The sequence below is a fragment of the Massilia alkalitolerans DSM 17462 genome (assembly GCF_000427785.1).
Taxonomy (GTDB): domain Bacteria; phylum Pseudomonadota; class Gammaproteobacteria; order Burkholderiales; family Burkholderiaceae_D; genus Telluria; species Telluria alkalitolerans.
This window is the reverse complement of sequence record NZ_ATYR01000003.1, coordinates 255,550-267,349: the sequence shown is the minus strand read 5'-3', so window position 1 is coordinate 267,349 and position 11,800 is coordinate 255,550. Positions and strand designations below refer to the sequence as shown.

Below are 11,800 nucleotides of genomic sequence, written 5' to 3'. Positions count from 1 at the left end.
TGCCAATGAGCGCACGAATGGATGAGCTGTGCGTGGCGTATGCAGGGTGCATGGAGGCGGCCGGGTGCCCGGCCGCCGATCCGTATCAGGAACGCTCGCGCTCGACCCGGTTGACGCCCGCCACCCGGCGCAGGTTGCGGATCAGCTGCGCCAGGTGCACCCGGTCCTTCACCTGGATGGTGAAGCGCAGCTGCGTCATCAGGTGTTCGTCGTCCTCGTCCATGCCGACATAGGTGATGTTGGCGTCGGACTCGCCGATCTCGGCGGCTACGCGCGCCAGGATGCCCTTCTCGTTGTTGATGAGCAGGCGGATGCGGCAGTCGAAGCGGCGGTTGAGTTCCTCGCCCCACTGCACGGCGATCCAGCGGTCCGGTTCCTTGGAGCGGACCCGCGCCGCCGGCAGGCAGTCCTTGGTGTGCACCACCAGGCCCTGGTCGCGGCGCAGCTGGCCGGTGATCTGGTCGCCCGGGATCGGCAGGCAGCAGGGCGCCAGTTGCACCGAAACCCCTTCGCTGCCGTAGATGGTGACCGGGTCGATGTCGCTGGCAGGCAGAGGCAGGTTGGACGGCTTGTGTTCCGGGTCGGCGTCCATCAGGCCGAAGATGTGGCGCGCCACCAGCTGCGGCATGCGCTTGCCGATGCCGATGTCGGCATACAGTTCTTCCATCGACTTGGCCGAGGATTCCGCCAGCAGCTTTTCGATGGTGCTCGGCGGCAGTTCGGCGCCGATGTTGCGGGCGGCGAGGGCGCCGGCCAGCAGTTCCTGGCCCAGCTCGACCGACTCGTTGACGTTCACCGTGCGCAGGTAGTGGCGGATCGCCGAACGCGCCTTGCCGGTACGGACGAAGGACAGCCAGGTCGGGCTCGGACGCGAATCCGGATCGGTGACGATCTCGACGATGTCGCCGTTGTGCAGTTCGGTGCGCAGCGGCTGGGTCTCGTTGTTGATCTTGACCGCCACCGTGTGGTCGCCGATGCCGGTGTGGATCGAGTAGGCGAAGTCCAGTGCCGTGGCGCCGCGCGGCAGGGCGATGATCTTCGACTTGGGGGTGAACACGTAGACCGAATCGGGGAACAGGTCGACCTTGACGTGCTCGAGGAACTCGGCCGAGTCGCCGGTCTGCTGCTGGATGTCGAGCAGCGACTGCAGCCAGGCGTGGGTGCGCTGCTGCAGGTCCGACATGTTCGAGTCGCCGGTCTTGTACAGCCAGTGCGCCGCCACGCCGCTTTCGGCGGTGCGGTGCATGTCCTGGGTGCGGATCTGGAATTCGACCGGGGTGCCGTAAGGGCCGATCAGGGTGGTGTGCAGCGACTGGTAGCCGTTGATCTTGCGGATCGCGATGTAGTCCTTGAACTTGCCGGGCATCGGCTTGTACAGGGCGTGCAGGGTGCCGAGCGCCACGTAACAGTTCGGGACCGTGTCGACCACCACGCGGAAGCCGTATACGTCCAGCACCTGCGAGAACGACAGGTGCTTGTTGCGCATCTTCTTGTAGATGCCGTACAGGGTCTTTTCGCGGCCGTAAACCTCGGCCTGGATGCCTGCGCTGGCGAGCTGGTTCTTGACCGCCTCGAGGATCTTCTTGACCACCTCGCGGCGGTTGCCGCGCGCCGCCTTGATGGCCTTGGCCAGCGTGAAGTAGCGCAGCGGGTAGAGGTGGGCGAAGGACAGGTCCTGCAGCTCGCGGTAGATGTTGTTCAGGCCGAGCCGGTGCGCGATCGGCACGTAGACTTCCATGGTCTCGCGCGAGATGCGGCGGCGCTTGGCCGGGACCATCACGCCCATGGTGCGCATGTTGTGCAGGCGGTCGGCGAGCTTGATCAGGATGACGCGCACATCCGAGGCCATGGCCAGCAGCATCTTGCGGAAGTTCTCGGCCTGGGCCTCTATCTGGCTCTGGAACTCGATCTTTTCGAGCTTGGACAGGCCGTCGACCATGTTGGCGACCTGGGCGCCGAAACGCTCGATCAGCTCGTCCTTCTTGACGTCCTGGTCTTCGATCACGTCGTGCAGCAGCGCGGCCATGATGGCCTGGGCGTCGAGCTTCCACTCGGCGCAGATCTCGGCGACGGCGATCGGATGGGAAATATACGGCTCACCGGACTTGCGGACCTGGCCGAGATGCATCTCGTCGGAGAAGCGATAGGCTTCCTTGACCTTTTTCAGCTCGGCAGGGGTGAGGTAGTCGGACAGCTTGTTGATGAGCTGCGTGACCGAGGCGACACCCGGGGCGGGCGCCGGTGCCTCGGCGTCTTGCGGTTTGCCCGGACGCTTGGTGCGGGCAGGGGTTCCTGGATGGGTCGAATCCGGGGAAGACAAACTCATATGTAATATCGATCAGCCAGTGTAGGCACAGAATAACAGAATATCGATATGACGATTCCAGGTTCCCCGCAAGGTCTTACATCGGCACTTTCTTGAGCATCTCGAGGCCGACCTTGCCGGCGGCGATTTCACGCAGCGCGACGACGGTCGGCTTGTCCTTGGCTTCGACCTTCGGGGTGTGGCCCTGCAGCAGCTGGCGCGCGCGATAGGTCGCGGCCAGGGTCAGCTGGAAGCGGTTCGGGACGTTCTTGAGACAATCTTCGATGGTAATGCGGGCCATAGGTCACTCCTGAATTGGACAATGTGCGGCGACCTTGCGGTGCCGCACGCTGCTAGATCACAAATTTGGTTGTTGCGCGTGGATTCCCAGCTGGGCAAACAAGTCGGCGTTGCGCGCCGCCTGCTGGGCGAAACGGCAACGTGTCGCTTTGACAATCGCCTGCAGTTCTGCGAGGGCGACGTTGAACTCTTCGTTGATGATAGCATATTCGAACTCCGGAGCGTGAGCCATCTCCCCCCCGGCAGCCAGCAGGCGGCGGGTGATGATGTGGGGCTCGTCGGTGCCGCGCTTGTGCAGGCGCTCCTCCAGGGCTTCGATCGACGGCGGCAAAATGAAGATGCCGGCGGCGTCGGGGAACTGTTTCTTCACCTGGCGCGCGCCCTGCCAGTCGATCTCCAGCAGGATGTCGGTGCCCAGCTTCATTTCCTGTTCCACGGTCAGGCGGCTGGTGCCGTAGTAATTGCCGTGGACCTCCGCCCATTCCAGGAACTCACCGCGGTCGGCGCGCGAGACGAAATCTTCCGCCGTCGTGAAGTGGTATTCGCGGCCGTCCTGCTCGCCCGGACGCGGCGGGCGCGTGGTGGTCGAGATCGACAGCTTGATGCCCGGTTCCAGCTTCAGCAGGGCGTTGACCAGGGTCGATTTGCCGGCGCCGGATGGTGCGGCGACGACGAACAGGCTGCCGGAGAGGGCGGGAGTGATCATGAATAGAGTCCTTGGTTAAAACGTGTATTACGTGTGTTCATCATAACGTCGAACGCGTGGGCGGGAGACCCGCCCACCCTACAAAATCGTATTCGTAGGGTGGGCAGGTTTCCTGCCCACGCGTTCAAATCACCGTTGCGCTGTTGCGCAACGACAACAAATTATTCCAGGTTCTGCACCTGCTCGCGCATCTGCTCGATCAGCAGCTTCAGCTCCATCGACGCATCCGCCAGCTCCTTGACCGAGGCCTTGGCGCCCAGCGTGTTCGCTTCGCGGTTCAGCTCCTGCATCATGAAGTCGAGGCGCTTGCCGACCTGGCCGCCTTTCTTGAGGATGTGGCGGGTTTCGTTCAGGTGGGCCGACAGCCTCGACAGTTCTTCCGAGACGTCGATGCGGATGCCGTACAGCGTCACTTCCTGGCGAATACGCTCCAGCACTTCCTGGCGCGTCAGGGTTGACGGGTTGCCGTGACCGGCCAGGCCCAGCGCGTCCTGCATGCGCTCGATGGCCTTTTGCTGGAACTGCGCGATCACTTGCGGGATGAGCGGGGTGATGCGCTTGACGATCGCTTCCATTGCGTCGATCCGCGACAGCAGCATCGCTTCCAGCGCCGCGCCTTCGCGCCTGCGGCTGTCGACGAAAGCGGCCACGGTGGTGGCGGTGAGGGCGGCGACATCAGTCTGCAGCGACTCCTGGCCCACGGTCGACTCTTCGATCACGCCGGGCCAGCGCAGCAGTTCGGCCACCGTCATCTGCGCCGCCTGGGCGAAATGCTTGGTGACTTCCGCCTGCAGGCGCGCGAGGTCGGCCAGCAGTTCCTGGTTGAGCACTTGCGAGCCGCCAGCGGTCTTGCGGCCGAAGGACAAGCGCACCTCGACCTTGCCGCGCGTGATGGCGGCCATGATGGCGGCGCGCAGGTCGGGTTCCAGCGCGCGCAGTTCGTCGTTGATGCGGAACTGGAGGTCGAGGAAGCGCGAATTGACGCTCTTGATCTCGATCGTGAGGGTGCCGGCAGCGCTTTCGCTGGTGGCAACCGCATAACCTGTCATGCTTGAAATGCTCAAAGAATTCCCCGTCTTTTTTATTCTTTAGATACCCCGAGAACCGTCGCAGGCGGATCGAGGTGGCCTTTACAAAGGCAACATTTATCCCACACAATCGCCCTGTTAAGCAAGGACTCTAATGGCCGCACAGAATAATGCCCCCCTGCCTGATGGCCTGGAAATTGCCGGATATCGCATTGTAAAGAAAATCGCGTCCGGTGGGTTCAGTATTGTTTATCTGGCATATGACGCCGAAGGCAACGCGGTCGCCATCAAGGAATACCTGCCCAGCCAGCTCGCCTTGCGCGCGCCCGGCCAACTGATACCAGTCGTTTCGAAGCCCAATCTACCGGTTTTCCGCATCGGCCTGAAGTGCTTCTTCGAAGAGGGGCGGGCGCTGGCCCGGATCGTCCATCCGAACGTGGTGCGGGTGGTGAACTTCTTCCGCGCCCACGAAACGGTCTACATGGTGATGGCCTACGAATCCGGCCATACCCTGCAGGACCACATCGCGCGCCTGCACGCCAGGGGCAGCCGCATGGGCGAAGCCTCGATCCGCCAGCTGTTCAACGGGGTGTGCGCCGGCGTGCGCGAAGTCCACGCCAACAAGCTGCTGCACCTCGACCTCAAGCCGGCCAACATCTACCTGCGCGTAGATGGCTCGCCGCTGCTGCTCGACTTCGGCGCGGCGCGCCAGACCATCAACCTCGACGCGCCGATGCTGGCGCCCATGTACACCCCGGGCTTCGCAGCGCCCGAGCTGTACGGCAGGGCGGCCGCGCTCGGGCCCTGGACCGACATCTACAGCATCGGCGCAGCCATGTATGCTTGCATGACGCGCAGCATGCCGCCCCCGGTCGAAGCGCGCAAGGACGAGGACAAGACCGAAGCGCAGTTCGCCAGGCTCGCAGGCGGCTATTCGCCCGAGCTGATCGCGATGGTCCGCGCGTGCATGGCGCTCGATCCCTTGACGCGGCCACAGAGCGTGTTCTCGATGCAGAAGGTGCTGCAGGCGCCGCCGACGCTGGCGCCGCAGCCGGATGCCGACGAAGGGGCGCCCGCGCGGGCAGGGGGCTGGCGCGGCCTGGTCGGGCGCTTCGGCCGCAAGACCGCCAATTAAGCACGAGGAGGCAGCATGCAGTTTTCCGTCTACCAGCAGACCCACATCGGCGGGCGCAAGGTCAACCAGGACCGGATGGGCTACAGCTTCACGCGCGACGCGCTGCTGCTGGTGCTGGCCGACGGCATGGGCGGCCACATGCGCGGCGAGATCGCCGCGACCATCGCGCTGCAGACGCTGTCGATGATGTTCCGCATGCAGGCCAAGCCCTATGTGAAGAAGCCCGAGCGCTTCCTGGAAGAGGCCTTGAACCAGGCCCACTGGGACATCCTGGCCTATGCGGAGCGCCACAAGCTGCCGGAGACGCCGCGCACCACGGTGGTGGCCTGCCTGGTGCAGCACAACTGCGCCGTGTGGGCGCACTGCGGCGACTCGCGCCTGTACTGGGTGCGCCGCAACCAGGTGCTGGCGCGCACGCGCGACCATTCGCACCTGGAATACCTGATCGAGCGCGGCAGGGCGACTGAAGCCGAGCGCAACACCCATCCGGACCGCAACAAGCTGTACAACTGCCTCGGCGCGGGCCAGGCGCCCAGGATCGACATCTCGCGCCAGGCCAGCCTGGAGCCGGGCGACACCCTGCTGCTTTGCTCCGATGGCCTGTGGGGCATGCTGCCCGAGACCGAGATAGTGCACCGGCTGTCCACCTCCACCATCGTGCAGGCGGTGCCGGACATGGTGGCGATGGCCGCCGCGATCGGCGGCGCCCGCGCCGACAACACGACGGCGCTGGCGATCACCTGGCAGGGCGCGGACGCCAAGGGCAGCCTGTCGCCCGACGTGATCTCGACCCAGATGCTGCCGGAGGACGAGGTCAGCTCGACGATCACGGCGGGCCAGCCCTTGCCCCCGGGTGAGGCGGCCGATGCCTTCGACGAAGACGAAATCGAAAAAGCGATTGCCGAGATCCGCGAGGCGATCGAGAAGTCCTCCCAATTACTTAAATAAGGATTCCCATGACGTTTGCACAACGCCCGAGCGGGCGCGCGGTCGACCAGCTGCGCAGCATCCGCATCACCCGCCAGTACACCAAGCACGCCGAAGGCTCGGTGCTGATCGAGTGCGGCGACACCAAGGTGATCTGCACCGCCAGCATCGAAGACAAGGTGCCGGGCTTCCTGAAGGGCAAGGGGCAGGGCTGGCTGACGGCCGAATACGGCATGCTGCCGCGCTCGACGCACACGCGCATGGACCGCGAAGCCGCGCGCGGCAAGCAGACCGGCCGCACCCAGGAAATCCAGCGCCTGATCGGCCGCTCGCTGCGCGCTGCCTTCGACCTGGAAGCCTTTGGCGAGCGCACGCTGCACCTGGACTGCGACGTGATCCAGGCCGACGGCGGCACCCGCACCGCCTCGATCACCGGCGCGATGGTCGCGGCCTACGACGCCTTCAGTGCGCTGGCGGGGCAGGGCCTGGTCCCGGCGGTGCCGGTGAAGCACTTCGTGGCGGCGATCTCGGTCGGCGTGTACCAGGGAACGCCGGTGCTGGATCTGGATTACGTCGAGGATTCTGCTTGCGACACCGACATGAACATCGTGATGACGGACCAGGGGCATTTCATCGAGGTGCAGGGCACGGCGGAAGGCGCGGCCTTCGATCGCGTGGGCATGAACCGCCTGCTGGACCTGGGGCAGCTGGGCATCACGGAGTTGATCCGCTTGCAAAAACAGGCGCTCGGCCTGACCGCCTGATCGTCGTCCGACGCGGTCCGGACCCACATTCCGGACTGCGCCCGCCAAAGCGCCGTTTGGTCCGACGCGCTAAAATACCCACCCTCCGCAGCAAACCTATTCTCGAGCCCTCCATGACCCAACGCCTGATCCTCGCCTCCAACAACGCCGGCAAACTGAAGGAATTCGCCCAGCTCCTCGAGCCCATCGGTTTCGAGCTGCATCCGCAAGGCGAGTTCAACGTCCCGGAAGCGGAAGAGCCCTTCGGCACCTTCGTGGAAAACGCGCTGGCCAAGGCTAGGCACGCTTCGCGCCTGACCGGCTTGCCGGCCCTGGCCGACGACTCGGGCGTGTGCGTCAACGCGCTCGGCGGCGCGCCGGGCGTCTACTCGGCCCGCTTCGCCGGCGAGCCGAAATCCGACGCCCGCAACAACGAGAAGCTGGTGGCCGACCTGGCCAGCCACGCCGACAAGTCGGCCTATTACTACTGCGTGCTGGTCTATGTGCGCCACGCCGACGACCCGCAGCCGGTCATCGCCGACGGCCAATGGCACGGCGAGATCATCGAGACCCCGCGCGGCGCCAACGGCTTCGGCTACGATCCGCACTTCCTGATTCCCTCGCTCGGCAAGACCACCGCCGAACTCGAACCAAGCGTGAAGAACGCCCACTCGCACCGCGGCCAGGCCTTGCGTGCACTGGTAGAAAAACTGAAATGATCCCCATTAAAGTCGCCGGTTCCGATCTTGGCAAAATCGCCGGCGAATCGCGCTCTCCCGCCGCCACCGCCCTGCAATACCTGCAGCCGGGCGCGCTGAACTTGACCAGCCTGCCGCCGCTGTCGCTCTACATCCACTTCCCGTGGTGCGTGCGCAAGTGCCCGTATTGCGACTTCAACTCGCATGAGGCCAAGGGCGAGCTGCCGGAAAAGGAATACCTCGACGCCGTGCGCCTCGACCTGGAGCAGTCGCTGCCCATGATCTGGGGCCGCAAGATCCACACCATCTTCATCGGCGGCGGCACGCCCAGCCTGATGTCGGCCGCCGGGCTGGATCGCCTGATGTCCGACGTGCGTACCCTGCTGCCCCTGGCGCTGGACGCCGAGATCACGATGGAAGCCAATCCCGGCACCTTCGAGGCCGAGCGCTTCACCTCCTACCGCGACAGCGGGATCAACCGCCTGTCGATCGGCATCCAGAGCTTCAACGGCGCGCACCTGAAGGCGCTGGGTCGCATCCACGACGAAACCGAAGCCCTGCGCGCGGTCGAGATCGCGCGATCAACCTTCGATAACTTCAACCTCGACCTGATGTTCGCCCTCCCGGGGCAGACTTTAGAGGAGGCGCGGCGCGACCTGGAGACGGCGCTGTCCTTCGCCCCGCCGCACCTGTCGATGTACCACCTGACGATGGAACCGAACACGGTCTTCGCCAAGTACCCGCCGGTCCTGCCGGACGACGATACGAGCGCCGACATGCAGGACATGATCCTGGAAGCGACGGCCGCGGCGGGTTACCGGCACTACGAGGTCTCGGCCTATGCGAGGGAAGGGCGCCAGGCCAAGCACAACCTGAACTACTGGCAGTTCGGCGACTATCTCGGCATCGGCGCGGGGGCGCATTCGAAGATCTCCTTCCCGCACCGCGTGCTGCGCCAGGCGCGCTACAAGCAGCCGGGCTCCTTCATCGAGGCGGCCAGGCGCGGCAACCCGGTGCAGGAAGAGCACGAGATCGCACGCGGCGACATGGGCTTCGAGTTCATGCTCAACGCCCTGCGCCTGGTCGACGGCTTCGATCCGAACCTGTTCGCCGAGCGCACCGGCATGAGCATCAGCGCGATTGCCAAGGCGCTGAACGAGGCGGAAGGCAAGGGACTGCTCTACCGTGACCACAAGCTCATCAAGCCGACCGAGCTTGGTCAGCGTTTCCTGAACGACCTGCAGGAGATGTTCCTCACTGCCTGACGGAACGATATGCGGCTTTCCAGTGCGTAGGGTCGACGGCGAAGCCGTCCACCCTACGTGCGCGCAGCACCCGCCAGCGACTCCATGGTCCGCGCCAGTCCCTTGACCACCCGCGCCATGCTGGCGTAATCGAGCTTGTCCGGCGTATCCTCGGCCGTGTGGTAGTAGGGATAGCGCAGGAAAGCGGTGTCGGTGATCATCAGGGCCGGGTAGCCGTGCCGGTTGTATGACGAATGGTCCGACAGCGTCACGCCCATCACGTGGGCCGGCGCCGCCAGGCCCTCGGCCGGGAAATCCGACTGGGCCTTGAAGGCCGCCAGCGCCTGGCGCACCAGGGCCGAGGATTCGAGCGTGCCCACGAAGGCGATGAAGTTACCGGTGCTCGGGTAGTGCTTCTCAAGTCCGGGCGGCAGCTTCTGGCTGTTCTGCGCCTGCGAATACCAGCCGATCGTCTCCAGGATCAAGGCCCCTTCGACATTGTGTCCGTTCTTCTTGAGGTCGCGGGCATGCTGCATGCTGCCCATTTCTTCGCCCATGAACCAGGGCGGTTCCTCGTTGACGAAAAAGACGAACTTCACTTCGGTGCCGCGGCTCGGCTGCATGGTCTTGAGCAGGCGCGCCAGTTCCAGCACGGCGGCGGTGCCGCTGCCGTTGTCGTTGGCGCCCGGGGCGCCGCGCGCGGAATCGTAGTGGGCGCCGACGATGAAGATGCGCTCCGGTTTCGCACCCGGCGCGGTGTTTGATACCGCGACTTCGATGTTGCGCACCTTCTGGCCGCCGGCCTCGTATTCCTGGCGGCGCAGGCGGTAGCCGTAGCCTTCCAGCGTGGTTTCGATGTGGCGCGCGGCCTGTTCCAGCGCGCGCGGCGTGGCGGTATTGTGTTCTTTGGAGGCGATGGCCTCGACATGCGTTCGCAGGCGGACGGACAAATCCTGGGCTGGGGCGGCGGAATCGGTTTCCAAGGTCAGTGTCGCCAGCGCGATCGCAAGCAGGATCGCGATGAGGATTTTCCAGTGTGAGCGGGCGAATTTGCGCATGGCAGTCGGGCGGCAAGCCCCCAAGCGTTCATGGCTCCAGTGTAGCCATTTGCGCAATCCGGCATCGCTTCAATTCCGCGCTTCAATTCAAACCATCGGGGTCAGGTCTGATAATCGGACACGCGCTGAGCAATGCAGCAAGCTAATGCTCGAGTTCGTGTCCAGATGTCAGACCTGACCCCGGGCGTAAAAAAAATCGGGCCGCGAAGGCCCGATCTTGAACGACGCAGGAAACGCTCAGCGCGCCGCCACCGGCGTGGCCGGCTCCGTCCATCCGCCGCCCAGCACGCTGTACAGCGTGACCTGGTTCTGCAGGCGCTGCAAGTTGGCCTGCACCGCCGCCTGCTGCGCCTGGAACAGCGCGCGCTGGGCATCGAGCAGCTCGAGGTAGCTGGCCGCGCCGTTACGGTAGCGCAGGTCCGCCAGGTTGAAGCGGTCGGCTTCCGCCTCGGCCACTGCGCGCTGCGCACGCAGCTGCTCGCTGAAGGTCGACTGCCCGGCCAGCGCGTCCGCCACTTCGCGGAACGCGGTCTGGATCGAGCGCTCGTACTGCGCCACCGCGATATCGCGGCCGGCGCGGGCCGAGCCCAGCACCGCGGTGTTGCGGCCGTAGTCGAAGATCGGCAGGATCGCCTGCGGCGCGAAGCTCCAGCCGTAGGTGCCGGACTTGAACAGGCCCGACAGCTCGGTGCTGGCGCTGCCCACGCTGCCCGTCAGGGTGATGCGCGGGAAGAAGTTGGCGCGCGCCGCGCCGATGTTGGCGTTGGCCGCGATCAGCTGCTGCTCGGCCGCACGGATGTCCGGGCGGTTCGCCAGCAGGTCCGAAGGCAGGCCGGCCGGCAGGTCGGGCAGCTCGGTCGAGGCCAGGGTGGCGCCGGCGGCCGCGGTCGGCGGTACCGGGGTGCCCACCAGCAGGGTCAGCAGGTTCAGGCTTTGGGCGCGCTGGCGCTGCTGCGCCGCGAGCGTGGCCAGCGCGGTTTCCACCAGCGAGCGCGCCTGCTGCAGCTCGAAGCGCGAGGCCACGCCGTTGTCGAAGCGCAGCTGGGTCAGGCGCAGCGATTCCTGGCGCGTGCCCAGGGTCTGCTGGGTGATCCCCAGGAGTTCTTCGTCGGCCAGCAGCTGCAGGTAGACGTTGGCCACCGACGAGATCAGGCTGATCTGCGCCGACTTGCGCGCCTCTTCGGTTGCCAGGAACTGCGCCAGCGCGGCTTCCGACAGGTTGCGCACGCGGCCGAACAGGTCGAGTTCAAACGCCGATACCGAGAAGCCCGACTGGTAGAAGCTGTCGATCGGCTGGTCCTCGCCGGTGGTCTGGCGTGAACCGCTGATCCCCAGGCCCACGGTCGGCAGGCGGTCGGCGCGGCTGATGCGGTATTGCGCACGGGCCTGCTCGATGTTGGCGATCGAGACGCGCAGGTCGCGGTTGTTGACCAGGGCCTGCTCGATCAGGCCGCGCAGGCGCGCGTCCGGGAAGAAGCGCTGCCACGCGATTGCCGCCGGCGCCTCGTTCGCCACCTGGGCGGCCGGGGCACTGGCCGGCTTGGCCAGTTCAGGGAATGCCTCGGCCACCGGCGCCGCGGGGCGCTCGTACTTCGGCGCCAGCGACATGCAGCCTGCCAGCATCATTGCCAGTGCCAGCGGAGTCAGTTTTTTCAT

Annotated in this window: 11 protein-coding genes; 5 read left to right on the top strand and 6 right to left on the bottom strand. The window is 65.4% G+C overall.

The annotated features are described in order from the left end of the window. Nucleotides 1-85: 85 nt before the first annotated feature. From YWC_RS0105140 to YWC_RS0105125, 4 genes are all read right to left on the bottom strand, one after another. The gene (locus tag YWC_RS0105140; RefSeq protein ID WP_027864405.1) at nt 86-2,326 is read right to left on the bottom strand and encodes a RelA/SpoT family protein; all 2,241 of its coding nucleotides are present in this window, start codon (nt 2,324-2,326) and stop codon (nt 86-88) included. 76 nt (nt 2,327-2,402) lie between these two features. Then, nucleotides 2,403-2,606 carry a DNA-directed RNA polymerase subunit omega gene (gene rpoZ / locus YWC_RS0105135; RefSeq protein ID WP_005665923.1) on the bottom strand — a complete coding sequence of 68 codons (204 nt, stop codon included), beginning with the start codon at nt 2,604-2,606 and terminating at the stop codon, nt 2,403-2,405. Between the two features lie 57 nt (nt 2,607-2,663). Continuing rightward, nucleotides 2,664-3,311 carry a guanylate kinase gene (gene gmk / locus YWC_RS0105130; RefSeq protein ID WP_027864404.1) on the bottom strand — a complete coding sequence of 216 codons (648 nt, stop codon included), beginning with the start codon at nt 3,309-3,311 and terminating at the stop codon, nt 2,664-2,666. A 161-nt stretch (nt 3,312-3,472) separates the two neighbouring features. Beyond that, nucleotides 3,473-4,360 (bottom strand): YicC/YloC family endoribonuclease, encoded by an 888-nt coding sequence (locus tag YWC_RS0105125; protein WP_027864403.1) that lies wholly within the window; start codon nt 4,358-4,360, stop codon nt 3,473-3,475. Between the two features lie 133 nt (nt 4,361-4,493). Here YWC_RS0105125 and YWC_RS0105120 point away from each other — a divergent pair, with 133 nt between their 5' ends. The 5 genes from YWC_RS0105120 (at nt 4,494) to hemW (ending at nt 9,107) form a co-directional block, all read left to right on the top strand. Then, nucleotides 4,494-5,474: a serine/threonine protein kinase gene (locus YWC_RS0105120; protein ID WP_027864402.1), complete on the top strand. Its 981-nt coding sequence runs from the start codon at nt 4,494-4,496 to the stop codon at nt 5,472-5,474. A gap of 15 nt (nt 5,475-5,489) precedes the next feature. Further along, entirely contained in the window at nt 5,490-6,422 is a 933-nt protein-coding gene (locus YWC_RS0105115) for a PP2C family protein-serine/threonine phosphatase (RefSeq protein ID WP_027864401.1), read from the top strand. 8 nt (nt 6,423-6,430) lie between these two features. Beyond that, nucleotides 6,431-7,165 carry a ribonuclease PH gene (rph, locus tag YWC_RS0105110; protein WP_027864400.1) on the top strand — a complete coding sequence of 245 codons (735 nt, stop codon included), beginning with the start codon at nt 6,431-6,433 and terminating at the stop codon, nt 7,163-7,165. 113 nt (nt 7,166-7,278) lie between these two features. Continuing rightward, entirely contained in the window at nt 7,279-7,863 is a 585-nt protein-coding gene (gene rdgB, locus YWC_RS0105105; RefSeq protein ID WP_027864399.1) for an RdgB/HAM1 family non-canonical purine NTP pyrophosphatase, read from the top strand. Next, complete coding sequence (hemW, locus tag YWC_RS0105100) at nt 7,860-9,107, top strand: radical SAM family heme chaperone HemW (RefSeq protein ID WP_027864398.1); 1,248 nt, start codon at nt 7,860-7,862, stop codon at nt 9,105-9,107. The genes rdgB and hemW overlap by 4 nt, the downstream gene beginning before the upstream one ends. A gap of 53 nt (nt 9,108-9,160) precedes the next feature. Here the strand turns inward: hemW and YWC_RS0105095 are convergent, their stop codons facing one another. Then, nucleotides 9,161-10,144: a M28 family peptidase gene (locus YWC_RS0105095; protein ID WP_051306234.1), complete on the bottom strand. Its 984-nt coding sequence runs from the start codon at nt 10,142-10,144 to the stop codon at nt 9,161-9,163. Nucleotides 10,145-10,381: 237 nt separating this feature from the next. Next, on the bottom strand, nt 10,382-11,800 hold the full coding sequence (locus YWC_RS0105090; protein WP_036213104.1) for an efflux transporter outer membrane subunit: 1,419 nt from the start codon (nt 11,798-11,800) through the stop codon (nt 10,382-10,384).

What these genes read in the sequence shown, in the direction of transcription:
- YWC_RS0105140 (WP_027864405.1), bottom strand. Translation starts at nt 2,326, where the DNA reads ATGAGTTTGTCTTCCCCGGATTCGACCCATCCAGGAACCCCTGCCCGC.
- rpoZ (WP_005665923.1), bottom strand. Translation starts at nt 2,606, where the DNA reads ATGGCCCGCATTACCATCGAAGATTGTCTCAAGAACGTCCCGAACCGC.
- gmk (WP_027864404.1), bottom strand. Translation starts at nt 3,311, where the DNA reads ATGATCACTCCCGCCCTCTCCGGCAGCCTGTTCGTCGTCGCCGCACCA.
- YWC_RS0105125 (WP_027864403.1), bottom strand. Translation starts at nt 4,360, where the DNA reads ATGACAGGTTATGCGGTTGCCACCAGCGAAAGCGCTGCCGGCACCCTC.
- YWC_RS0105120 (WP_027864402.1), top strand. Translation starts at nt 4,494, where the DNA reads ATGGCCGCACAGAATAATGCCCCCCTGCCTGATGGCCTGGAAATTGCC.
- YWC_RS0105115 (WP_027864401.1), top strand. Translation starts at nt 5,490, where the DNA reads ATGCAGTTTTCCGTCTACCAGCAGACCCACATCGGCGGGCGCAAGGTC.
- rph (WP_027864400.1), top strand. Translation starts at nt 6,431, where the DNA reads ATGACGTTTGCACAACGCCCGAGCGGGCGCGCGGTCGACCAGCTGCGC.
- rdgB (WP_027864399.1), top strand. Translation starts at nt 7,279, where the DNA reads ATGACCCAACGCCTGATCCTCGCCTCCAACAACGCCGGCAAACTGAAG.
- hemW (WP_027864398.1), top strand. Translation starts at nt 7,860, where the DNA reads ATGATCCCCATTAAAGTCGCCGGTTCCGATCTTGGCAAAATCGCCGGC.
- YWC_RS0105095 (WP_051306234.1), bottom strand. Translation starts at nt 10,144, where the DNA reads ATGCGCAAATTCGCCCGCTCACACTGGAAAATCCTCATCGCGATCCTG.
- YWC_RS0105090 (WP_036213104.1), bottom strand. Translation starts at nt 11,800, where the DNA reads ATGAAAAAACTGACTCCGCTGGCACTGGCAATGATGCTGGCAGGCTGC.